The organism is Staphylococcus sp. 510 (assembly GCF_057219715.1).
This window is the reverse complement of sequence record NZ_JBXVVK010000002.1, coordinates 197,197-221,895: the sequence shown is the minus strand read 5'-3', so window position 1 is coordinate 221,895 and position 24,699 is coordinate 197,197. Positions and strand designations below refer to the sequence as shown.

Below are 24,699 nucleotides of genomic sequence, written 5' to 3'. Positions count from 1 at the left end.
GTTTTTGACGCTTTGGTTGAGTTAATTTTTAATTATTTTTCTCCATAGAAACCTAATTTAAGGTCTTTAGAAGTTTGTTTACGGATTTTTCTCATTAATTGTTCATCTTCAATTAATGATTCTCCATATGATGGAATCATTTTCTTAATTAATGGTTTCCATTCATCAGCATATTCAGCGAAGTTTTTCTCAAGAACTTCTAATGCTACAGATACTGAAGTTGAAGCACCTGGTGATTCACCTAATAATGCAATCACTGAGTGGTCTTGTGAGTTTACTACTTCAGTACCAAACTGAATGTAACCTTTACCATGTTCTTCTGTATCTTTAATGACTTGTACACGTTTACCCGCTGTATAAACTTGCCAATCTTCATCACGTGCTTCTGGATAGAATGTACGTAAATGATTCATACAACCTTCTTTAGTCATAATCACTTGGTCAAATGAATATTTGATTAATGGTAAGTTTTTAACTGCAGATGCAAGTAGAGTTGTAATATTGTATGGTTTTACAGATTTGAATAAATCTAAGTTTGAACCATTTTTAAGGAATTTAGGACCTACGTTCGCAAATGGTCCGAATAGTAATGTTCTTTCACCATCAATATAACGTGTATCTAAATGAGGTACAGTCATTGGTGGTGTGCCTGGTGGTTCTTTACCATATACTTTGGCATCGTGTTGTTTGATTACTTCTGGGTTGGTACATGCAATGAATTGTCCACTGATTGGGAATCCACCTAAATGTTTACTTTCAGGGATACCTGTTTTTTGTAATAGTGGAATTGCGCCACCACCAGCACCAATAAATACATAATCCGTTTCTTGTTCAAACACGTCACCTGTGTTACGGTTTTTAATTTTTACTGACCATTTACCATTTGATAAACGTGTAAAATCAACCACTTCATGATTATATTTTACTTCTACATTATCAGTTTCTTGAAGGTGTTGTGCCATCTTACGTGTTAATTCACCGTAGTTTACATCTGTACCTTCATCAATTTTACTTGCTGCCATGTAGCCACCATCATTTTGGCGACCTTTCATCATTAACGGAATCCACTTTCTCATTACTTCGATATCTTCAGTGTATTCGATATTATCGAACATTGGGAAAGCTTTCATTTTTTCATAACGATCTTTTAAGAATTTAACGTTATTTTTACCTCTTACAAAACTAATATGAGGTAATGGATTAATAAATGCGCGTGGGTCTTCAATATTTCCTGATTTAACTAAATGACCCCAAAATTGTTTAGAAATCTCAAACTGTTCGTTGATTTCTTTCGCTTTTTCGATATCAATTGAACCATCAGGTTGTTGAACAGTATAGTTCAATTCACAAAGCGCAGCATGACCTGTACCTGCATTGTTACGTTCGTTAGAACTTTCAATACCAGGACGGTCTAAGCGTTCATACAAATGAATATTCCAGTCTGACGCAATTTCTTTTAACATTGATCCGAAAGTTGTACTAAGTACACCGGCACCAATTAAAATTACGTCTTTTTTGTCAGACTTTGCCATGTTGTTCACCTCTCCAAAATAAATACTTACACCAGTCCACTAAAATTGCATTTTATTGACTAAATCAGGATTTAATACAATTTTTCTAACATTTCATCTCGTAAACTAGTCTTCTATTCTTATGTTAAATCAACCATTGATAAAAGTAAATTATTATTCTTTATAATAATAGAAATTGATTTAGAAGGTGATTATATTTTTTCCACAAATACATGAAATTATATATATATGTCACATTAATTCACTGCGGAATAATATTTAATTTGATTATACTTTAATCATTTTGTTGTAAAAATTTCTCGATATAAAATGCTGATTCTTCTATAGATTTATATTCTGTATTAATAACGGTAGCATTTAATTTATTGAATATTTCTTCAGCATAGGATAATTCTTTCTTAATTCTATCTAAACTATTGTATGTTGACGTTTTTGAAATACCTAACGCTTCGGCACGATTTTTTCTAATATTAGCGATATAATTAGGACTTGCTGTTAAACCGAATACCTTTAACCCTTTATGTTGGAAAACACTTTCGGGAATCGTCACTTCTAGCACTAATGGTATATTCGCTATTTTATAGCCTTTATTGGCTAAGTACATACTCAATGGTGTTTTAGACGTTCGAGATACGCCAACGATTAGGGCGTCTGCTTCTCCAATATCAGTGAAGTGTTTACCATCATCGTATTTCACCGAATATTCTATGGCTTCTATACGTTTGAAATATTCTGTGTTCATTTTTCGTAATGCGCCACTTTCCATCAACGGTGTAGATTGCGTATGTTGCTCGATCATCGTAATTAATTCCGACATATAATCTATATATGATATTTGATGTTCCTTTGCATATTGATGACCAAGTGCATTGAAGGATTCACTAACCAGTGTTGTAACCACTATCGCATTTTTTTCATGTGCTAATTCTAATACATTAAGAAATTCATTTTCATCTTTAATATATGGGAACTTCTTAATTTCTATTTGGGTTAAGTCTGGAAATTGAGTTAATGTCGCATGTATCATCCGTTGTGCTGTTTCCCCTATAGAGTCAGAAACGATGTAAATCGTTAATTGTTGTGCTTGTTGTTCTTTCACATTATCTCTCACTTTCTTCAGCTTGACTCTGAGCTGTAGCTAGGATTGCTCCAGGTACACGGAATGGTGAACATGAAACATAATCAATGTCCAATTGGTTAAATCTACGTATTGATTTAGCATCTCCACCTAATTCTCCACAAACACCTATTTTAATAGACGAATTAACGCGTTTAGCATTTGTGACCGCTATGTCTATCAGTTGACCTACGCCATCATGATCTAACGTTTGGAAAGGGTCAAGCTGTAATATATTACTTTCAGTATACACATTTATAAATTTGCCTGCATCATCTCTTGAGAACCCATATGTTAATTGCGTCAAATCGTTCGTTCCAAAGCTAAAGAAGTCACAATGTTGTGCCAATTGGTCTGCAATCAAACATGCTCTTGGCGTTTCTATCATAGTGCCAATCAAATAATGTACTTTATCTTCCATAGCATTCTCTAAATCCTGAATAGTTGATACTAATTGTGCTTTTAATGTTGTGAATTCTTCAACTGTAGACACAAGCGGAATCATAATTTCTGGTTGAGATGTCATACCTTCTTTTTTAAGGTTAAACACGCTAGTCATGATTGCCTCAACTTGCATTTCATAAAGTTCAGGGTAAGTAATAGCTAAGCGACATCCTCTATGTCCTAACATTGGGTTAACTTCATTCAAATCATTGATTCTTCGTTTTAGATGTGCTGTAGAAACATTTAATTGGTCTGCAACCATAGCAATATCTTCTTCTGTTGATGGTAAGAACTCATGTAACGGTGGATCTAATAGGCGGACAATTGTTGGTCGCCCAGATGACAATTTAAATATGGCTTCAAAGTCTTCGATTTGATATGTCTTGATTTTATTTAATGCTTCTACACGTTCATCATAATTAGAAGCTAATATAAATCGACGCATTTCCACAAGGCGCTCCGCACCGAAAAACATATGCTCTGTACGCACTAAGCCAATGCCTTTAGCATTAAACTGATAACCTGCTTGTATATCTTGTGGTGTTTCTGCATTCATGCGTACTTGTAATCGTGCAATCTCTTCTGACCATTCCATAAATTGTTCGAACTCATCACTATGTTCAGCGCTAACTGTTTCAATTTCTCCAAGATATAAATCTCCAGCGCTACCATCAACTGAAATGATATCCCCTTCATGTAACATATCACCATTAGGGTAATATACTGTTTTGTTTACTGTATCAATTTCGACATCAGAACAACCTGTCACACAACATTTCCCCATCCCTCTAGCGACAACTGCAGCATGTGATGTCATTCCTCCATGTGTAGTGACGATAGCTTCACTAGCCACCATGCCTTCGATATCTTCCGGAGATGTTTCAGGTCTCATTAAAATAACACTGTCACCATTCTCTGCTTGAACTTTAGCTTCTTCAGCTGAAAATACAACTTTTCCAGTCGCTGCACCTGGACTTGCAGGTAGCCCCATTTTCGAAATAACCGTCGCTTGTTTTAATGCTTCTTCTTTAAAATTAGGATGTAGTAATGTCTCAATTGATTTTACATCAACTTGTGTGACAGCTTCTTCTTTAGTGATGAGTCCTTCGTTAACTAAATCAACGGCTACTTTAATAGCTGCTCGTGCTGTACGCTTACCATTACGCGTTTGTAATAAATACAGTTTTCCATTTTCAATTGTAAATTCAATGTCTTGTAAATCTTTATAATGCGTTTCTAATTGTTTCGTCACATTGACAAATTGTTGATGCACGTCTGGCATTTGTTCCTTCAATGTATCGATATCCTTTGGTGTACGAATACCTGCTACGACATCTTCACCTTGAGCATTTAATAGATATTCTCCAAATAATTGATTCTCTCCTGTCACAGGGTTTCTAGTAAATGCCACGCCTGTACCACTTCGTTCACCACTATTACCAAACACCATTTCCTGAATGTTCACAGCTGTACCAATATCATGTGGAATATCATTTAAATCTCTATAGACACGAGCACGATCATTATCCCAAGACTTAAATACAGCTTCAATTGATTCTTCTAATTGTTGAAGCGGATCTTGAGGAAAGGGTTGGTGACCATGTTCTAAATAAATATCTTTATATTGTTCACAAATTTCTTTTAACCCTTCAGCAGTAATATCAGCATCAGAGTCATATTGATGTTCTTTTTTATATTGTTCAAAATATGTATCAAAATGAGTCATTGCTACGCCATAAACAACATCGCCAAACATTTGTAATAGACGACGATAGCAATCATACGCAAATCGAGCATCATTTGTTTTAGTAGCAAGTTTTTCTACATTCTCATCATTTAATCCTAAATTTAATATAGTATCCATCATACCTGGCATGGATATTTTCGCACCACTACGTACTGATACAAGTAATAAGTGATCATGTGATGAAAAAGATTTACCTGTTCTATTTGAAAAGGCTGTTAAATGCTTATGTAATTGTGCCTTTACATCGTCAGATAAACGTTCACCTTGTTTTAAATAATCTATACAAGCTTCTGTAGTAATTGTAAAACCGTCCGGAACAGGTAAACCCAATCGTTTCATTTCTGATAAATTGGCACCTTTTCCGCCTAGTAAGTCTTTCATCGATTTTTGTCCTTCATCAAATGCATAAATCAATTTTGTCATAAGTAAGCACCTCTTTTTATTATGTCATACTAATTAATTTTGAGTATGTCATAATAAAAAGAAAAATACAAGTATGATATGAAAACGATTACGCACATTTTTTATTTTTGACACAAATTATCTAAATATTTGTGCTAAAAACCTATAGTTGTTTTAGCCATATAATCACAAACAATGTGTCATACTAATTAAAAAAGAACCTGAGCATAGATTCAATGCTCAGGTTCTTTATACTTTATATTTTATTCATGTTCTTGATTATATTTTTCTACTTCTGCGTCTCTTAATTCCACACGTCTAATTTTACCTGAATTTGTTTTTGGCAAATCTTCTACAAATTCTATAGCACGTGGATATTTGTAAGGTGCTACTTCATTTTTTGTGAATGTTTGAAGCTCTTTAATTAGCTCGTCATCACCTGTGTATCCATTTTGAAGAATGATAAATGCTTTAACAATATTACCTCTTAATTCATGTGGACTTGCAACAACCGCACATTCTTTAACAGCAGGGTGATTAGTTAGTGCATCTTCAACTTCAAAAGGTCCAATCGTATAACCTGAACTAATAATGATGTCATCTTTACGACCTTCAAACCAGAAATAACCATCTTCATCTTGATGAGCTAAATCACCTGTCACATAGTAGTCGCCTAATCTTGCAGCTGCAGTGCGTTCTGGTTCTTTGAAATAACCTTTAAATAGTGCTGGTAAGTCTAATGGCACAGCAATATTACCTTTGACGTTTGGTTCTACTTCATTTCCATCATCATCAATAATGGTTGTGTAACTACCTGGAATGGATTTACCCATTGCACCTGGACGAGATGCTGTGTCTTTTAAGAAGCCAATTAATAATGTGCTTTCTGTTTGACCATACCCATCTCTCACCGTGATATTAAAATACTTCTTAAATTGTTCAACGACTTCTCTGTTTAATGGTTCACCCGCTGACACCGCACTATGCAGATGTTCTAAATGATAATCATCTAGATTTTGTAATTTGGCCATCATACGATATTCAGTTGGGGTGCAACATAAAACATTGATTTGATATTCTTGTAATAATTCTAAATATGTTTCTGGTTTAAAACGACCGTTATATACAAACGCTGTTGCCCCTGAACCTAAACTTGATAAGAATGGACTCCATACCCATTTTTGCCAACCTGGTGCTGCAGTAGCCCAAACAAGATCATCTTCTTTAATACATAGCCAATGTTTAGGCGCCATTTGTAAATGAGCATAACCCCAGCCATGTGTATGGGTAACGGCTTTGGGATTACCAGTAGTACCAGACGTGTATGATAAAATAGCAACATCTTCTCGAGAAGTATCAGCCGCTTCTAATTCATCACTTGCATTGGCTTTTTCTTCTTCAATTGAAATCCAATCTGGATGTGTATCACCAACAATAAATTTAGTAAGGTTTTGATATTCTTTTAAACCTTCAAATTCCTTAATAAATTTCCCAAATGAAATTACTGCATCAATTTCACCATGGCTTACTCGATATTGTAAGTCTTTGGTACGTAACATTTCAGAACTTGGAATGATGGCAATACCTAATTTTAATGCTGCAATATATAATTCATATGTAGCTATAGCTCTAGGCATCATGATTAATACTTTATCACCATATTTCAAGCCATGCTTTTTGAAAACATTACCTACTTTATTCGCATTTTTTATCAATTCTTGATAAGTCACTTCAATATGATCATGTTCTGAATCTCTGTAAATAATTGCTTTTTTAGTTGCATCTGTAGCATATTGTTCTATTGCTGATGTAATATTATACTTTTCAGGTGCAAGTAAATCTGTTTTTTGCATATTTTTACTCCCTTTCCATGTCATTCATTTTAATTTTATCAAATGTATTATCACATTGGTATATTTTACTCTTTATTGACGGATGACCAAACTATTATGACTTTCATAGTTATCAAAAAAACGATACAGAATTAATTTCTGTATCGTTTCTTTATATATGTTAAAAAATATCTTCGTAATTTAGAAATTGATTGGTCATATCTTCAAGTTCTATTCTAATATTATATGATAAATCACGATTTACGATTAGGTTATCTACCCCACGTTTTGTTCCACGCTTACGATGTGTTTGCGCGTATGCTGATGACTTTTGCCAATCGTAAAAAGCTTGTCTCGATTGCCATAAAGTCACTATAATATAATGTTTATGTTTCGCTTGAGGTCTAAGAAAACGTAACGCTTTAGATCCCGGTACATCTTGCAAATGCTTTTGACGTCCTAAAAATTTATCTTCAAATTGAGATTCTTTATCTTCATTGACATATAAATGATTGAGCACACAAAATGTATCATTTGATAGCTCATTGATCGATTCTAAGATGTCATAATACTGAGCATCATTATTTTTTTCAATCATAAATGTATCTTCTGATTCGTTCATTTTATATGTTTTATAGTAATCATTTAATAACATGTTATACCTTCATCCTAGTTCATTTTTACATTTATTTATACAGCTTGTTCGTATAATGAGAGTGATCTTTTAACTATTTCTAATTTTTCATCATCTAAATTAGATACTTGATTAAAATATAATAATATATTGTCAGCTAACTTTTCTTCTTTGGGAAACTGTATATCTTTATCTACCCATGCTGCAAGTTCACCTAGAGGTGTTTGGTCCCCTGTAAACCCTTGTATAAATTCATAAAACGTCACGTTATCACCTCATCTTACTTATTGCTACTATACTATCACGAAATGCGTCATAAAACATCACTATCAATCAAATAGTATTAAATTTTTTAGTTTTTCAAAATTATACCAACTCATATGTAAGCCTATAAACATAAGTGATATTATTTTGAACGATGTGTTAATTTTGGCAAAGCTAAACAAACAACTAAAAATGAGCTTAATGCCATTAAAGCATTAAACCAGAAGCTTATCATAGCACCAGTAGCAATAGAAGATGTACTTGCTGTTACACTATAAATGGTACCAGCTAAAGTAATACCAAATGCGCCACCTAATGATGATGACATTTTATATATACCTGCTGCCACACCGACTTCAGATTCTGCACAATTGGAAATAGCCGTATCTGTAGATGGCGTTGCAAACAAACCTAATCCCAATCCAAATAACAGATATCCTAATATACAGGCTACAATGTAACTTGTAACTGAGAGCATAGTCATCGACATGAGTAACACGCCTAACATGGTTGTAAACGTACCAAGCAACATGGGTTGTCTTGGCCCTACTTTTCTTAATAGCATTTCGCCAACTCTTATCATTGAAAGCACAGCAACTAAATATGTGATTGATAACATACCTGCCTTAAAAGCAGAAAAGCCTAATCCTTGTTGTACAAACGTATTTGCAACAATGAGTGTACCTGCCACTGTATTTAATAAAAAGTTAGCTAACGTCGCAACCGAATATAATCTATTATTAAAAAGATTAAAGTCTATTAATGGATGCGTGTATTTTCTTTCAAAATAATAAAATACAATGGCCATCATAATGCAAAAACATATCAAGCATATGATAAATATAGACAACCATCCCATCTTCGAACCTTGCGTAATGATGATATTAATACTTAGCATAATTAAAACAAGTAATCCTACACCTATAACATCAAAGCGTTTCTTCTCATTCCCTTGATGTGCAGTTGTTTCAGGCGTGCCTTTAATAAGAAACAACGCTGTGAGTGCTACGATAATGGAAAATATAAAAATATATTTCCATCCTAAAAATGTGGTCACTACACCACCAAATATGGAGGCTAATCCTGAACCGCCCCAAGACCCTATGGACCAAAAACTCAATGCACGTTGTCTATCTTTACCGTGATAATATGTTTTAACTATTGCCAAAGTCGCCGGCATAATAGCTGCTGCTGACAAACCTTGAATCGCTCTTCCTATTAATAGCAACGGAACAAAAGATGTTGCAATAACAAGTAATGACCCTACGATATGAAGCCATAAACCGATATTCGTTAATTTAACGCGTCCATATGTATCAGCAAGACCGCCAGCACCTACAACAAACATTCCACAAAAGAGTGCTGTTAGGCTGACGGCTATACTGATTGTCTCCAATCGACTATGAAAGGTTTGTGTCAATGTCGGGATCACGTTAACTAATGATGTCGCAAATAACCAAAATGTTAATACCGATAATACGATACCAATTAATAATCTATTATTACCTTTAAATTCTTGTTGTTGATTCATAGTTGTATTAAACTCCTTTAATTCAAGTAATCGAGCACGACAGTTCCTACTGCTTCAGCTGCAACTAACATAGAAGATTCACTAATATTAAATTTAGGATGATGATGTGGATAAATTTCACCATCTTCAGGTGCTGCCCCTGAATAAATAAATGTACTTGGCAATTCTACTGCATAAAATGCAAAGTCTTCAGAAGGGGGTTGTGGTTCACATTCTTCAACACCTTTAATATCATTGTCTTCTGCATTATTAATTGTGTCTGCAACGTAAGATGTAAATTCCGGATCATTATATAAGGCAGGATAGTCCTTATTAAATTCAAAATCGCATGTCACACCGAATGTACTTTCTAATCCTTTAACAAGACGCGTTAATTCTTTTTCAATTGTATCTCTAGTATCATCTGTTAACGCACGTCACCTTCAATTTCAATACTATCTTTAATAACATTAAATTGACCCTTACCATCAAATGAACCAATTGTAACAACACCTGTTTCAAACGGACTTAAGCGTCTAGACACCACAGTTTGTGCTGTTGTCACAAAGTTAGCACCCGCAACAATCGCATCATTTGCCATGTGAGGTGATGAACCATGACCACCTTTACCGTGTACAGTAAGTTTGAAATACGCACGTCCTGTTTGAACAAATCCTTCTTTATAAAAGACTTTTCCAGCTTCCATTGTACTCATCACGTGTGCGCCTAATACATGATCAACGCCGTCTAAGACACCATCTTTAATCATACCTTGTGCACCACCTGGAGGCATTTCTTCAGCTGGTTGGTGAATAACAACAACTTTACCTTTAAATTGGTCTTTCATTTCGATAAGCGTTTCAGCCAAAATTAACATATATGCAGTATGTGCGTCGTGACCACACGCATGCATAACGCCTTCGTTCTTAGAGGCGAATGGTAACCCAGTTTCTTCTTTAATTGGTAACGCATCAAAATCAGCACGAATCGCAAGTGTTTTACCAGGCTTACCACTATCAATCGTTACTTTCACACCATTTTGTCCTATATTCGTTTCTACTTTACAATCTTTGTCTTTGTAAAAGTCTGCGATATATTTAGGCGTTTCTACTTCTTTAAATGATAATTCAGGATGTTGATGAAGATATCTTCTAATCTCAATCATTCTATCTTCTTTTTCACGTAGACGTTCAACTAAAGTATTACTCATAAAATCCTCTCCTTTTATCTATATTATAATACGATATGCCACTTTATTGTTGTGTCACACTTTACATTGTTAAAGATATGATTATGACAATATAAAAAATCACTTCGATATGAATATGTCATACCGAAGTGATTGATTGAAATAATTAATGTTTATAAAATGGGTCGTTTTCTTTAGCGCCAGCCATTTCATCATGAACACCATGTTTATAATAATCTACATACTGAGGTTCTAATGGTTTTCTACCGCGAATAATGTCAGCAGCTTTTTCAGCTAACATTAAAACTGGTGCATGAATATTTCCGTTTGTTGTTCTAGGCATTGCTGATGCATCAACAACGCGTAAATTTTCCATACCATGTACTTTCATTGTTAGTGGGTCTACAACTGCCATTGGATCTGATGCAGGTCCCATTTTCGCACTGCATGAAGGATGTAACGCTGTTTCACCGTCTTTACGTACCCAATCTAAAATTTCTTCATCTGTTTGAACAGATGGTCCTGGAGAAATTTCTCCAGCATTAAATGGATCCATCGCTTTTTGAGATAAGATGTTTCTTGCAACTCGAATAGCTTCTACCCATTCACGTTCATCTTCTTTTGTTGATAAATAGTTAAAGATGATACTTGGTTTTTCAAATGGATCTTTAGATTTAATTTTCAAGCTACCGCGTGAATTAGAGTACATTGGACCTACGTGCACTTGGTAACCATGTGCGACAGGTGCTTTTTGACCATCGTAACGTACTGCAATTGGTAAGAAGTGGAACATTAAATTAGGATAATCCACTTCATTATTTGAACGTACGAAACCACCACCCTCAAAGTGGTTAGAAGCTGCAGCACCTTTACGTGCGAAAATCCATTGTAAGCCGATAAATGGCATACGTTTAATATCTAAACTAGGTTGTAATGATACAGGCTCTTTACATTCATGTTGAATATAAACTTCTAAGTGGTCTTCAAAGTTTTCCCCAACACCAGGTAAATGAACACGAGGTTCAATACCTTTAGATTTCAAGAATTCTGAATCACCAATACCTGATAATTGTAATAATTGTGGCGTATTGAAAGCACCGCCAGATAAAATAACTTCTTTGGCATTAATTGTTCTTTCTTTACCATTTTTCTTGTAAGTGACACCCGTTGCTCTTCTACCATCGAAATTAATTTTAGTTACAAATGCTCTTGTTTCCACATCTAAATTTTTACGTTTCATAGCTGGACGTAAATAAGCTCTTGATGCTGACATACGGCGTCCATGATGTACTTGACTATCAAATGGACCGAATCCTTCTTGACGGAAACCATTCACGTCAGGTGTTTTATGATATCCTGCTTCAACACCTGCATCAAAGAATGATTTGAACAATGGATTTGTTGCTGGACCACGTTTCAATTTGATTGGGCCATCATGTCCTCTATATTTATCATATGGCGCTGAACCATATGTTGTTTCTAATTTTTTAAAGTATGGTAAGCAATGTGCAAAGTCCCAAGTTTCCATACCTTCAGGTTCTGCCCAACCTTCATAGTCCATTGGGTTACCTCTTTGATAAATCATACCGTTAATTGAACTTGAACCACCTAATACTTTACCTCTTGCATGGTCTACTTTACGTCCCATATGTGGTTCTTCTTCAGTTTGATAAATCCAATCATATAATGGATTACCAGAAGGGAACATTAACGCAGCTGGCATTTGAATAAATAGATCCCAGAAATAGTCACTACGTCCCGCTTCTAATACTAATACATTTTTATCTTTATCTTCACTTAGTCTTGCACCTAATACTGATCCTGCACTACCGCCACCAATAATGATGTAATCATATGAATCGTGTTTTCTACTCATCACGTATAACCTCCGAAATCAATTTTTGTTTGTATACATCTCTTTCATTGTTATCTTGAATCGTACTGAAATATGTAAGAGGTTGAGTAACTCATGTCACTTGTGTCACTCGAACCTCTGTTTCATTACTATGTTTTATTTACTGAAAAAGTTAACTGGTTCTGGATTAGTATTTGTTAAGATGTGTTTTGATGTTAAATACTCTTCTAATCCTTCTTTACCAAGTTCTCTACCGATACCTGATTGTTTATATCCACCCCATGGTGCTTGTGCGAAATATGGATGGAAATCATTAATCCAAACAGTACCTAGTTTTAATTTGTTAGCAACACGTTGTGCTTTTCCAATATCTTTACTAAATACAGCACCTGCTAATCCATAAATAGAATCGTTAGCTAAGCGAATGGCTTCTGCTTCATCTGAAAATCCTTCTACTGTAACAACTGGTCCAAATACCTCTTCTTGTACAATACGCATAGATGTATCGCAATCCGTAATTACAGTTGGTTCAAAGAATAAGCCTGCTTGTAAATCTTCTCTTTCAGGACGTTTACCACCAATAGCGATTGTAGCGCCATCTTCTTTGGCAACTTCCATATATTTCTCAATTTTATCTCTATGTTCTTTTGAAATAACTGGACCCATTTCTGTTTCATCATCAAAACCATTACCAAGTTTAATTTTGCTAACACGATCGATGAGTGCCTTTTCAAAGTCCTCTTTAATGTCGTTATGCACTAATATTCTTGAACCTGCTGAGCATACTTGTCCTGCGTGGAAATAACCACCATTCAATGCTTGATCAACTGCTAATTCAAAATCTGCATCATCAAAAATGATATTTGGATTCTTACCACCAAGTTCTAATGCTATGTTCGTTACATGGTCTGCTGCTTGTTTCATGATATGTTTACCAGTCTTAATACCACCTGTAAATGATACAAGATCCACTTCTTCGTGACCTGACATCACATCACCAATTTCTGAACCAGCACCTAAAACTAAGTTAATTGTACCTTTAGGGAAACCTACTTCTTCCATCAATTCGAATACTCGAATCGTTGTTAGTGGTGTAATTTCACTTGGTTTCATAACAAGTGAACATCCAGTTGCTAATGCTGGCGCGATTTTCCATGATGCTTGTAATAAAGGATAGTTCCAAGGTGTAATTTGTGTCACCACGCCTACTGGTTCTTTAACGACTTTACTTTCTGAATTAGGAATTGGCGTATTAATTATTTCGCCACCGTCTTTATCAGCTAATCCCGCAAAATACATAAATACATTATGAATATCATCCATATCTGCATAAGATTCTTCTAACGTTTTACCTGTATCTAATGTTTCTAATTTTGCTAATTCTTCACGATGTTCTTTGATTTTATCTGCAATGGCTCTTACTTTTTGACCTCTGACTTCACTTGTTTCTGAGGACAACTCACCATCTTCAAATGATCGTCTTGCCGCTAAAATAGCGCGTTCTACATCTTCTTTTGTTCCTTCAGCTACAGTGAAAATAACTTCTTGATTATAAGGATTGATTATATCTCTCGTGTTTTTATTTGAGCTATCTACCCATTCACCATCAATGAATTGACGATTTGACAAGCGCTTTACAAGTTCCATCAAAATACCTCCGTTAAGTTTGTTAAATTTTTATTTAACGAATTTTACAGAAATATGTTAGCATATAAAACGAAAACATGTCAAAAGGTCTGAAGAATAAAGAATCACTCTTAATTTTATTAAGTTAGTGATTCTTACGCACTAGCTTTAGCTAGGGTGTTCCTTTTGAACTGATTCAAACAGCGCTCTTACAACGAGATAAAACAAAATAATTTTTCTAAAACCTTGCTTTTCATTTTTTTAAATAAAATTATATAATTGATTAGCATATAAAAGATGAAATCATGTTAACTTTATGTTGAGACGTGGTAAAATGAAATAATTCTTTTTGGAGGTACAGTCATGACACGTTCGGAAAACTACACATCTCAAGTCGAAGAAGCCAAAGACTTGGTAATTAATTCCATTGGCGAAACAATGGACTTGTATGGCATTAATCGTAGTGTTGGTAACTTATACGGTATCATGGTGTTTGAAGGAAGTATGACACTAGATGAAATGAGACAACAACTGCAAATGAGTAAACCTAGCATGAGTGCAGGTGTAAAGAAACTACAAGAATATGACATCGTTAAACAACAATTTACAAGAGGTAGCAGAAAGCAACATTTCATTGCTGAAAAAGACTTCTTTACTTTCTTCCACAATTTCTTCACAAAAAAATGGGAACGAGAAATCGATACAAACATGGAAGCAGTTAAAGATGCTGAAGCTATTTTAAATCCTCTCTTAAACAACAGTGATTTAACTGATGAAGAAAGACAAGATATTGATAAAGTGAAAGCAAAACTCGATCATTCAAAGGTGTATTACGAATGGTTAGCACAACTTAGCGAAGCTTTAGAAACAGGAGAAATCTTTAAATACTTCCCTATTCCAGAATACGAAGATAAGTAAAAGGCTAAAGGATATCAATCCTTTAGCCTTTTTAATATGTTATAAATTATCGTCTTGTTCTTCTTCTTTCACTTGAACAATTCGTAGTGAACGTCTTTCAACCTCTTTTAATTTCTCAGCACGTGTTTCTAATTTGATTCGATCTCGTCCTAAAGTAATCAAGAATGAGACCATCATAAATATAAATATGACGATTAATGGTACACTCGCAAGTATCGATGCAGTCTTAAGTACATCTAGTGCACGTTCCCCACCCACTAACATTAGTGAGAATGGCAATAAACATAACGCAAATGCCCAGAATAATCTGTTCGCTCTTAATGGCTCCCCAATCACTTTCTTTTGAGAAGCAGCTGCTAAAATATAAGAACCAGAATCAAATGTTGTCGCTAAGAATAAGAATGCTGAAATTAAGAATAAGACAATTGTTATAGTTGGGAATGGTAAATGATGCATTACCTCAATGATAGTCGCTTCTGTACTGTGATGATTTAAGAAATCAACCACATTAAATTGACCAGAAATTTGTAAATAAACGGCATAGTTACCAAATATACCAAAGAATAATGCACAACCTAATGTACCATATATCATTGTACCAAGAACGACTTCTTTTAGAGTTCTACCTTTTGAAATTCGAGCAATAAATAAACCAATAAATGGTGCATACACTAGCCACCATGACCAATAGAATATCGTCCAATCTTGAGGGAAATGTGTCTCTTTACGATGACCGATACCACCAAATGGCTCAACCCAAGTGGCCATATGGAAGAAATCTCGCATCATGTTCCCTAAACCAGTCACTGTAGTTTCCATAATAAATACAGTTGGTCCAATAATGAAGACAAAGGCTAATAAGATAAATGATAACCATACATTGACGTCACTCAGCTTTTGAATCCCTTTTTTCAATCCTGTATATGAACTAATGGCAAATATAACTGTGATAGTTAATAAAATAATTGAACGCATTATCATATTCTCGCCATTCAGACCAGTAAGTCTTTCAATACCTGCTGATATTAAAGGTACACCTAAGGCAAGTGAGGTCGCTGCACCGCCTAATAATCCGAAGATAAATAAGATATCAACAAGTTTACCTACAAACTTATCTGTTTGTCCTTTTAATATAGGTCTACACGCTTGGCTAATTTTATATATAGGTTGTTTTTTAACGAACACTAAATAACCAATTGGTAATGCTGGCAATACATAAATCGCCCATGCAATCGGACCCCAGTGGAACATTCCGTATTGCGTCGCATACTGTAGTGCTTCATCGGACATACTTTTAGCGCCATTAGGTGGCACTTGATAATAGAATGCCCACTCAATTATACCCCAATATAGAATATCTGAACCAATACCTGCACAGAATAACATGGCTGCCCAAGTAAATGTGTTAAATTCCGGCTTGTCACTCGCTCTACCTAGAGTAACATTACCGTATTTACCAAATGCTATGTATAAAACGAAACAAAAAATAACTAATCCTAAGAATAAATAAACAGAACCAATCGAGTTAGAAATTGCACTATTGATATCTGTAATAATTGTCTCACTTGCTTTCGGGAAAACCATCATAGGTATAACAGCTAAAAGTAACACTATGACTACACCTATAAAGGTCGTCCAGTCCATAACTTTTTCTTTTCTCAATCGTGATCCCCCTAATACTAAATGATTTATGAATCTTGATGTTCTTAAGTTCCACGTTCAAATATAATTGATTCACAAAATTGACAATAACGAACATTTAATAATAATGCAAATTACATACAAAGAAATACAATCCCAATATTGAATAATTATATAATTTCTGACGATTATTCTTTCACAATCAATTGTTGTGACAACAGTGTTAAATTTAGATTTAACGAATTGAACAAACTTAACTTCATTAAAACTATGAATTTTTATGCATTCAAATAGAATTTTTATTTATTTCAGTTTCTTTTAATAAATGGGCTTTATTACAACAAAAAAACTATCTCTCACTTAATTCGTGAAAGATAGTTTAAATCATCAATGGTTAGTATCCTAATAATAATTTCAATGTAAAACCAATCACAACTGATACGATAATGACAAAGAATCCTGGAATAATAAAACTTGTAGGTCTTGTTCTGCCTGTTTCGTCCAATTCAACTGCAAATAATAAAGTGGGTTGTGCTGGGATCACAAAGTTAACGTTAAGTGTTTGAACCATGGCGACAAAATAAATAGGTGGAATACCTAGACTCATTACAATTGGCACCATAATGGATGCAGTCGCTGTTTGAGAAATCACGATCATCGCTACTACTGATACGAGAATGATGACTAGCCAAGGTACACTGCTAATGGCTTGGCCAATATCATTTTTTAATATTTTCAAATTATTAGGTGCGTTAAATATAGTAGCGCCTAACCAACCAGGACCTAATACTGCAAACAATGCGCCAAATGCTGATTGAGAAATATGTGATGTTAGAATATCTGACGTATTAATTTTTGATAATAATAGATTAATTGCGGCACTTAAATACATAAAGAATTGTACAATATCTGTCATTTCAACATTGACCGTTTTACCATTTACATTAAAAGATGGCATTAAATGAGGGAATATCCCAAATGTTAATATACCTAACACACATATCAAGAATGCTAATACACCGAATTTCACATTTTTAGAAAATTCACTAGGTAAAGTCTCTTCTGGCAGTTCAACTAACTTTTGTGATGATATTGAATCATTTTTGCCAACAAATGTGCAGAATACGCTTAATAAAAGCATACTCAAAATCGCAGTTGGTAATACGATACTTAAATATTTACCCATAGAAATATCGTAACCAGCTAATACAGAAATAATATAAGCTGTTGCTGATGCAGCTGGACTACATAAAAGTGCTAAATTCGCAGTGAGTACTGATGCAGTAAGTGCTTTTTTAGGTTGTATGTTTGCTTTTTGAGCTGTCTTAGCAATAATAGGTTCTAATGATAAAGCAATATTGGCAGTACCAATACCAAAGACAAAGACAAACACAATCATTGGTGCAATAAAAATAATTGATTTTGGGAATCTCTCGATGATTTTAGATGCAATATATACAAGGTAGTCTATACCGCCAGTAGCTTGCAACGTGCCACCTGCAATACCTATTGAAAGAATAATTAACACAGCTGTGACAGGTGCCGAACCAGGTGGTAATTGAAAGCCAAAAATCATAATCAGTTGCGCTACAATGGCAAATATGCCACAACCAAGTGCTCCGGCTGTTCTTAAACCTAGTAACACCGCTAAAATCATAATCATAATTTCTATTATAAACAGTAGCAATTTAGGAACTCCTAACTCTCTTATGATGTTAATTTTTAGTAACATTGATATTTTATCACTTAAACATGTGATAAGTATATATTTTCATATTTGATTACAAAATCAAAAGTATTATTTCATCAATCAAAACGAGTCTTTAAGACTGATATATCTAGTATTTCAACATCGTCAAAAATTGTTAACAATTATAAATTAGATTTACATCAAAAAAATATATGAGCAACACTACACATTGTAGTTATTGCCCATATGATTCATTGTCTTATTATTGTTGTGTTTTACGTGCTTGTCGACGTTTTTTATAAATCGTTTCTTCAATAATGGAACCTACGATAAGACCAATGGCAATCATCCATTTACCTATTAATAACCACATACTGTCTCACCTTCTCTATATTGAATCTTTACTCTTATAATTACATTTCTCTTTTATATCGATTTATAACATGATTAAAAACTGTGACTCGTCGATGGACCACTGTAAATGTATTCACACAATTGGTGTCGTTGTAATGATGTATTGACATCAATCACTCTTTGATTTAAAGAACCTTTGTAAGGTAGATTAGGACGATATAACTGAGTGATAAACATGCCATCAACTAACACATCTACATATTCTAATAATTCAAAACGTAGCCCCTTATCTTGTGAAAGATATTCATATTGAAACCCAGTCCAAATCCATATTGTTTTGGTCTGTCCAAATCTTTGTCGAAATGCTTGCACGAGTCTCAATGTCACATCTAAATTACAAAAGGGTTCGCCTCCTAAAATACTTAAGCCACTAATATAACCCGGTTCACAATATGAGAGAATCTCTTGTAATATTTTTTCTGTAAATGGTTCACCATATTTAAAATGTTGTGCCGCTTTGTTATAGCAATCTAGACATTGGAATGGACATCCCGAAACATACACACTACACCGTACACCCTCACCGTCTACAAAGCTATGTGTTTCAATTTTGGCTATATATCCCTGTCCATGTTCTATTCCTAATATAGATGTCATGATTAAGATTCCTTCATATGTTTCACACGAGCACACATTTCTTTATGACGTCCTTCAATCACAGGTCGTTGTACTGGATTACCTAAATAACCGCATGTCCGTTTAACAACATCGACCGTTTCAGGGTTATCATTACCACATTCAGGACATTGATAGCCTTGTGGTGTTGATTTAAAATCTCCATCAAATCCACATTCATAACAGTGATCTATTGGAATATTAGTACCTAAATATCCTACCTTATCATAAGCATAATCCCATACCGCTTCTAGTGCTTTAATATTATGATTTAATTTAGGATACTCACAATAATGGATAAAGCCACCACTCGCATAATAGGGATAATCTTTTTCAAAATCTAATTTTTCAAATGGCGTAATATCTTTTCTTACATCATAATTAAATGAATTTTGATAATAACCTTTACTTGTAATATCTGGAATATCTCCAAATCGTTCTTGATCTAAACGGCAAAAGCGATCAGTCAGTGACTCACTAGGTGTACTGTATATACTGAACCAAATGTCATATTGTTTTGTCCATTGCTTTTGAAGACGTTGCATTTCTTTTAATATTTCAATTGTAAATGCTTTGGCTTCATCATTATGTTCCCAATTAGGACCATAAAAGACTGTAGCAGTTTCATATAATCCGATGTATCCCATGGAAATCGTAGCTCTTTTATTCTTAAATAGCGCCATTACGTCTTCATGATCATCGAGTTTATATTTAAACGCACCGCTTTTATATAAGATAGGTGCATTATTAACTGTCGCTTCTTTTAATCGCTCTATTCTATATACTAAAGCATCGTGCATCAACGTCATTTTGTGATAAAAATTTTTCCAAAACGTTGTCATGTCACCTTGTGATTCAAGCGCGATTCTTGGTAAATTGAGAGTGACAACACCTAAATTGCAACGGCCATTATTTTCACCTTGTTCATTACGCCAACTTGGTAAAAAAGATCGACATCCCATCGGCGCTTTAAAATCGCCTAATAGTTCAACGATTTTGTCGTAATTTAATATATCAGGATACATACGTTTTGTTGAACATTCTAACGCAAGTTGTTTGATGTCATAATTAGGATCATCTTTTTTCAAATTAATACCATCTTTAATTGAAAATACTAATTTAGGGAAAATGGCAGTGACACGATCTTTACCTAACCCTTTAATTCTCGTGTTCAATATCGCCTGTTGTATTTTACGGCTTAATGTATCTGTTCCTAAACCAAAGCCTAATGTAACAAATGGTGTTTGACCATTCGAGGTATATAATGTATTAATCTCATACTCCAAACTTTCAATGGCGTCATTAATATCTTTAGTAACTTGTTGCTCTACATATGTTTCTAGCTGCTCAGCTTTAACATAGGCCTGTGCTACTTCACGATGATGTCGTTCATTATGTTGTGCATACTCACTCAACAATTCATCTACACGATCCACTGTACATCCGCCGTATTGACTACTAGAGACATTAGCAATGATTTGCACAAGTTGTGCTGACGCTGTCTGAATAGATTTTGGGGAGGTTACATTGGCATTACCTATTTCAAAGCCATTTTTCAACATACTTTTTGCATCAATTAAGCAACAATTTGTTAATGGTTGGAATGGATGATAATCTAAATCATGAAAGTGAATGTCACCATTTTGATGCGCCTCAGCAATATGTTTAGGCAATAAATAATTTAAAGCATATGATTTTGAAACAATACCTGCCGTTAAATCACGCATAGTCGAAAAGGTATTGCTATCTTTATTAGCATTCTCATTTACGATAGTTGGATCCTTCTCAATCAATCCAGTCAATGATTGTTCTAGTTGATTCATCTTACCACTCTTTTCTATATATATATAGTGTTTATTTAAAATTTAAAACACAACATATAGTATTACAATGTATAATCGATGACTTAACTAAACTGTCATAAGTTTATTACTAATTCATGAACAACTATAAAAATAATCATTCAATTTTTGAAATCATTGTTTTGAAAATTGAAGTATGTCAAATAATAATAAAACCCCATGGATGCACGAATTTAATAGCATGACAAATATGTCATACACATTAAAAATTTAATCCAAAACAAAAAAAGAACTCGAAATAATATTAAATATTATTTCGAGTTCGCATTTAAACATATATCATTATGAAATGTAGTTGTATGAACCAGCTTGGCTAGCTGAAATTGTACGAGTTGAAACGTTACCTGGTCCACCATTATAGTTCATTTCTGAAACTTTGATTGAACCATCACTATTTACATTTTCAACATAGGCAACGTGACCAAATGCACCTTGTGATGTTTGCATAATTGCACCTTGTTTAGGTGAATTACTTACATTATAACCATCTTGTGCTGCTGCGTTTGCCCAGTTACTTGCGTTACCCCAATTAGAACCAATTTTACCGCCAACTTTGTCATATACATAATAAGTACATTGACCAGCAGTATACGCATTTGAACCAGAACCTGATTGTCCAGAAAATGCAGTTGAGTTATTTGAAGATGGCGCATTTTGTGTAGTCACTTTGATGTTTTTATCTGATGTTGAATAATCAGCACCTAATCCGCCACCTTGATTATTGGTATTGTCAGTTGTGTAAGATTGTGTATTTTGATTATTGTTTGTAGCGTTATTTGAATTGTAGTTTTGAGTAGCTTGGTTACCATATGAATAACTATTGTTATTGCCTTGTTGTTGGCTAGGACTCCAATTACCTTTCCAATCATAGTGGTAGTTACCTTGTTGATCAATCGTATATGTGTATTCATATGAATAAGGGTCATTAGGATTATATCCGTTATTGTTTTCTGCTGCATCTGCATCATGTTGCATTAAACCAAATGTTGCGAAACCTGCTGTTGCAATTGTAGCTGTAGCGATTTTTTTCATTTTAAATATCCTCCTAAGAATGATAAAGCTTTTTTTGTTTACTATCTCGTGGCTACCTTCAATTTTCTATAAACATATAAGTTTTTTCTTCGTTAAATAACGACAAGACACACTCTAACAAACAAACAAGATTTTGTGGGCAATGTTAAGATTTTGTAAATGAATCATAATAATTCAACATTTTTTGTAAAATTGTTGGGTTATCATTGTAATGGGTTTCAAAAGGGTAGCTATGCAACTTAATCATTTTGTTCATATTAATTATTACTACGTATGTAATTTATCTGACAATTTTTAGCATAAAAAAACTAAGATTATTGCATTTCATTCCCACAATAATCTTAGTTCATCTCACTTTCCTTTATTTGCTTTTGTTTAAATAATTCAACATTACTTGTTGATACATATCTGTATAGTCTAAATATCTTGATTTATAAACATATTCATCTGTTTTGTGTGCCATAGTCATATGACCTGGGCCAATAATAGCTAAATCAAAGTCTTCATCTTTATCTACTAATAATTCTGCTGCATCAGTCGCCCCAACTAAACCAGATACTTTAAATTCATTATTATAATCTAAAAAGCTTTGTACTAACGTGTTATCTTTTTGAGAATATACGGTTTGATGATCGACAGTCACTTCTAAAGAAAGTCTGTCACTATCAACCTCTTCTATCGTATCTTTAAATAATTTTTCAATGGCTCGATTATCATATTCAGGTACAGTTCTCACATTAAATTCAGCATAGGCTTCTTCAGGAACTGTATTAAATTGTTCTCCACCTCGTATAATCGAATTAACAATAACCAGTCCTGCTGCTACGTCTTCAACTTTTTCTTCCGTCTTATCGTCAACTTGGTCTCCAAAAAATTCATCTATAAATGGGTGAACATCAAGTGCATGTGTTCCTTCGTTTTTCTTGATATCATCATAATACTTTTCTTTAATTTTTTGAATAAATTCAATGAGGGTATTAATCGCATTATGTCCCAGTGATGGTAATGAGCTATGTGCGGGCACGCCTTTAGATGTTACTTTTAATCCCATGGACCCTTTTGAGGCGTAAAATACGAAGCCATCTGACGGTTCGGCAATAATTAAACCATCTAAATCATCAACATAGCCTTGTTCTTTAAGTTTCTCTGCCCCTGACATTTCTCTTTCTTCTGCTGTAGTAGCCATTAATCTAATTGAACCTTGTTGTAGATGACCTGACGCTTTAATTTCAATCATAGCAATAACTAATGCTGCTAAACCGCCCTTCATATCAGTCGTACCTCGACCGTACAATTTACCATCTTCTTCTGTTAATTTAAATGGATCATGCTTCCATTCATTATGATCCCCAGCATCAACAACATCCATATGCCCTGAGATACCAAGCTTCGGCGACCCATCACCAATTTCAGCTATTAAATTAGCACGATTATCATCCACTTCTAGAATTTTTGAATCTATGTCATATTTGCTCAATAATGATTTAAGATATTTACATACTTCAAGTTCATTATCATTTTCAGTATTGATCTCAATCATATCTGACAATATTTGAATTTTATCCTCTTTAAAAAAGACACTCATGTTATCACCTTCATTTTATGTGTATAATTACTTATTTCTTATTTATTATTTCACAATCAGTAGATGTTCAAACATTAATTTAATTTTCGATTCATATTGATAACTATCTTATTCCATAAAAAATAAAGCGTGTATGAAAATTGAATCAGTTTCAATACACGCTTTACCTCGTATTTTTAAATATAACGATGTTCTTTCAAATAGTTTAATATTTGGTTAACTGAAGCCTCGACACTATTATCTTCAGTATCAATGATAATCTCTGGATTTTCAGGTGATTCATATGGTGCACTAATACCTGTAAATTCAGGTATTTCACCTGTACGTGCCTTCTTATATAAGCCTTTAGGATCACGTTGCTCACAAGTCTCAATACTACATTGTGTATAAACTTCGATAAATTCTTGTTCCTCAAATAATTGTCTAACATTATGCCTATCTTGTTTGTACGGTGATATAAAAGCTGTAACTGTAATTGCACCTGAATCTACCATTAGCTTACCTAATTCACCGATGCGTCGAATATTCTCTTTTCTATCTTCAGGAGAAAATCCCAAATTTTTATTTAAACCGTGTCTGACATTATCTCCATCTAAACAATACGTTTGTTTGCCATCTTCAAATAATGCCTTTTCTAAAGCAACCGATACCGTAGATTTACCTGATCCTGATAAACCAGTAAACCAAATTAATACACTTTGATGACCATTACGCGTTTGTCGTTGTGCTTTTGTGACTTCAGATTCGTGCCATGTAATATGTTTTGTTTCACTCATTTAACATCACCCTT

The 24,699-nt window shown here is 34.0% G+C and carries 17 protein-coding genes and 1 pseudogene; 1 reads left to right on the top strand and 17 read right to left on the bottom strand.

Going from position 1 to position 24,699, the window contains the following annotated elements; all coding sequences use genetic code 11:
* Positions 1-32: 32 nt before the first annotated feature.
* The 10 genes and pseudogenes from lqo to betB form a co-directional block, all read right to left on the bottom strand.
* Entirely contained in the window at positions 33-1,532 is a 1,500-nt protein-coding gene (gene lqo / locus AC2D8K_RS02935; RefSeq protein WP_484697982.1) for an L-lactate dehydrogenase (quinone), read from the bottom strand.
* 274 nt (positions 1,533-1,806) lie between these two features.
* Complete coding sequence (locus tag AC2D8K_RS02930) at positions 1,807-2,631, bottom strand: pyruvate, water dikinase regulatory protein (RefSeq protein ID WP_002452091.1); 825 nt, start codon at positions 2,629-2,631, stop codon at positions 1,807-1,809.
* Position 2,632: 1 nt separating this feature from the next.
* Positions 2,633-5,263 (bottom strand): pyruvate, phosphate dikinase, encoded by a 2,631-nt coding sequence (gene ppdK, locus AC2D8K_RS02925; RefSeq protein WP_002452090.1) that lies wholly within the window; start codon positions 5,261-5,263, stop codon positions 2,633-2,635.
* Positions 5,264-5,505: 242 nt separating this feature from the next.
* A complete protein-coding gene (gene mbcS, locus AC2D8K_RS02920; RefSeq protein WP_075778477.1) occupies positions 5,506-7,095 on the bottom strand; it encodes an acyl-CoA synthetase MbcS in 1,590 nt (529 codons plus the stop codon).
* Between the two features lie 160 nt (positions 7,096-7,255).
* Positions 7,256-7,729, bottom strand: coding sequence for an antibiotic biosynthesis monooxygenase family protein (locus AC2D8K_RS02915; RefSeq protein WP_484697981.1), 474 nt, complete (start codon positions 7,727-7,729; stop codon positions 7,256-7,258).
* A 35-nt stretch (positions 7,730-7,764) separates the two neighbouring features.
* A complete protein-coding gene (locus tag AC2D8K_RS02910; protein WP_049423144.1) occupies positions 7,765-7,974 on the bottom strand; it encodes a sterile alpha motif-like domain-containing protein in 210 nt (69 codons plus the stop codon).
* 140 nt (positions 7,975-8,114) lie between these two features.
* Positions 8,115-9,503 (bottom strand): MFS transporter, encoded by a 1,389-nt coding sequence (locus AC2D8K_RS02905; protein WP_145506352.1) that lies wholly within the window; start codon positions 9,501-9,503, stop codon positions 8,115-8,117.
* A 17-nt stretch (positions 9,504-9,520) separates the two neighbouring features.
* Positions 9,521-10,692, bottom strand: a pseudogene (locus AC2D8K_RS02900) (M20 family metallopeptidase).
* Positions 10,693-10,837: 145 nt separating this feature from the next.
* Positions 10,838-12,547 (bottom strand): choline dehydrogenase, encoded by a 1,710-nt coding sequence (gene betA / locus AC2D8K_RS02895; protein WP_002452084.1) that lies wholly within the window; start codon positions 12,545-12,547, stop codon positions 10,838-10,840.
* Between the two features lie 135 nt (positions 12,548-12,682).
* On the bottom strand, positions 12,683-14,173 hold the full coding sequence (betB, locus tag AC2D8K_RS02890) for a betaine-aldehyde dehydrogenase (protein WP_002452083.1): 1,491 nt from the start codon (positions 14,171-14,173) through the stop codon (positions 12,683-12,685).
* A 342-nt stretch (positions 14,174-14,515) separates the two neighbouring features.
* Between betB and cudC the strand changes: the two genes are divergently transcribed.
* Entirely contained in the window at positions 14,516-15,070 is a 555-nt protein-coding gene (gene cudC, locus AC2D8K_RS02885) for a choline uptake/conversion transcriptional regulator CudC (RefSeq protein ID WP_124228123.1), read from the top strand.
* Between the two features lie 39 nt (positions 15,071-15,109).
* Here the strand turns inward: cudC and AC2D8K_RS02880 are convergent, their stop codons facing one another.
* The 7 genes from AC2D8K_RS02880 to cysC all read right to left on the bottom strand — a co-directional run bounded on the left by AC2D8K_RS02880 (position 15,110) and on the right by cysC (position 24,685).
* Positions 15,110-16,732: a BCCT family transporter gene (locus AC2D8K_RS02880; protein ID WP_124228122.1), complete on the bottom strand. Its 1,623-nt coding sequence runs from the start codon at positions 16,730-16,732 to the stop codon at positions 15,110-15,112.
* Between the two features lie 373 nt (positions 16,733-17,105).
* Complete coding sequence (locus tag AC2D8K_RS02875; protein WP_185291340.1) at positions 17,106-18,398, bottom strand: anaerobic C4-dicarboxylate transporter family protein; 1,293 nt, start codon at positions 18,396-18,398, stop codon at positions 17,106-17,108.
* 450 nt (positions 18,399-18,848) lie between these two features.
* Positions 18,849-19,412: an anaerobic ribonucleoside-triphosphate reductase activating protein gene (gene nrdG / locus AC2D8K_RS02870; protein ID WP_107546609.1), complete on the bottom strand. Its 564-nt coding sequence runs from the start codon at positions 19,410-19,412 to the stop codon at positions 18,849-18,851.
* Between the two features lie 2 nt (positions 19,413-19,414).
* Positions 19,415-21,253: an anaerobic ribonucleoside-triphosphate reductase gene (gene nrdD / locus AC2D8K_RS02865; protein WP_484697976.1), complete on the bottom strand. Its 1,839-nt coding sequence runs from the start codon at positions 21,251-21,253 to the stop codon at positions 19,415-19,417.
* Positions 21,254-21,574: 321 nt separating this feature from the next.
* The gene (locus AC2D8K_RS02860) at positions 21,575-22,324 is read right to left on the bottom strand and encodes a CHAP domain-containing protein (RefSeq protein WP_002452077.1); all 750 of its coding nucleotides are present in this window, start codon (positions 22,322-22,324) and stop codon (positions 21,575-21,577) included.
* Positions 22,325-22,685: 361 nt separating this feature from the next.
* Positions 22,686-23,909, bottom strand: a complete 1,224-nt coding sequence (locus AC2D8K_RS02855) for an ArgE/DapE family deacylase (RefSeq protein ID WP_124228120.1) — start codon at positions 23,907-23,909, stop codon at positions 22,686-22,688.
* Positions 23,910-24,085: 176 nt separating this feature from the next.
* A complete protein-coding gene (gene cysC, locus AC2D8K_RS02850) occupies positions 24,086-24,685 on the bottom strand; it encodes an adenylyl-sulfate kinase (RefSeq protein WP_484697973.1) in 600 nt (199 codons plus the stop codon).
* Between the last annotated feature and the right edge of the window lie 14 nt (positions 24,686-24,699).

What these genes read in the sequence shown, in the direction of transcription:
- cysC (WP_484697973.1), bottom strand. Translation starts at nt 24,685, where the DNA reads ATGAGTGAAACAAAACATATTACATGGCACGAATCTGAAGTCACAAAA.
- betB (WP_002452083.1), bottom strand. Translation starts at nt 14,173, where the DNA reads ATGGAACTTGTAAAGCGCTTGTCAAATCGTCAATTCATTGATGGTGAA.
- mbcS (WP_075778477.1), bottom strand. Translation starts at nt 7,095, where the DNA reads ATGCAAAAAACAGATTTACTTGCACCTGAAAAGTATAATATTACATCA.
- AC2D8K_RS02905 (WP_145506352.1), bottom strand. Translation starts at nt 9,503, where the DNA reads ATGAATCAACAACAAGAATTTAAAGGTAATAATAGATTATTAATTGGT.
- betA (WP_002452084.1), bottom strand. Translation starts at nt 12,547, where the DNA reads ATGAGTAGAAAACACGATTCATATGATTACATCATTATTGGTGGCGGT.
- nrdG (WP_107546609.1), bottom strand. Translation starts at nt 19,412, where the DNA reads ATGACATCTATATTAGGAATAGAACATGGACAGGGATATATAGCCAAA.
- AC2D8K_RS02855 (WP_124228120.1), bottom strand. Translation starts at nt 23,909, where the DNA reads ATGAGTGTCTTTTTTAAAGAGGATAAAATTCAAATATTGTCAGATATG.
- AC2D8K_RS02915 (WP_484697981.1), bottom strand. Translation starts at nt 7,729, where the DNA reads ATGTTATTAAATGATTACTATAAAACATATAAAATGAACGAATCAGAA.
- lqo (WP_484697982.1), bottom strand. Translation starts at nt 1,532, where the DNA reads ATGGCAAAGTCTGACAAAAAAGACGTAATTTTAATTGGTGCCGGTGTA.
- nrdD (WP_484697976.1), bottom strand. Translation starts at nt 21,253, where the DNA reads ATGAATCAACTAGAACAATCATTGACTGGATTGATTGAGAAGGATCCA.
- ppdK (WP_002452090.1), bottom strand. Translation starts at nt 5,263, where the DNA reads ATGACAAAATTGATTTATGCATTTGATGAAGGACAAAAATCGATGAAA.
- AC2D8K_RS02860 (WP_002452077.1), bottom strand. Translation starts at nt 22,324, where the DNA reads ATGAAAAAAATCGCTACAGCTACAATTGCAACAGCAGGTTTCGCAACA.
- cudC (WP_124228123.1), top strand. Translation starts at nt 14,516, where the DNA reads ATGACACGTTCGGAAAACTACACATCTCAAGTCGAAGAAGCCAAAGAC.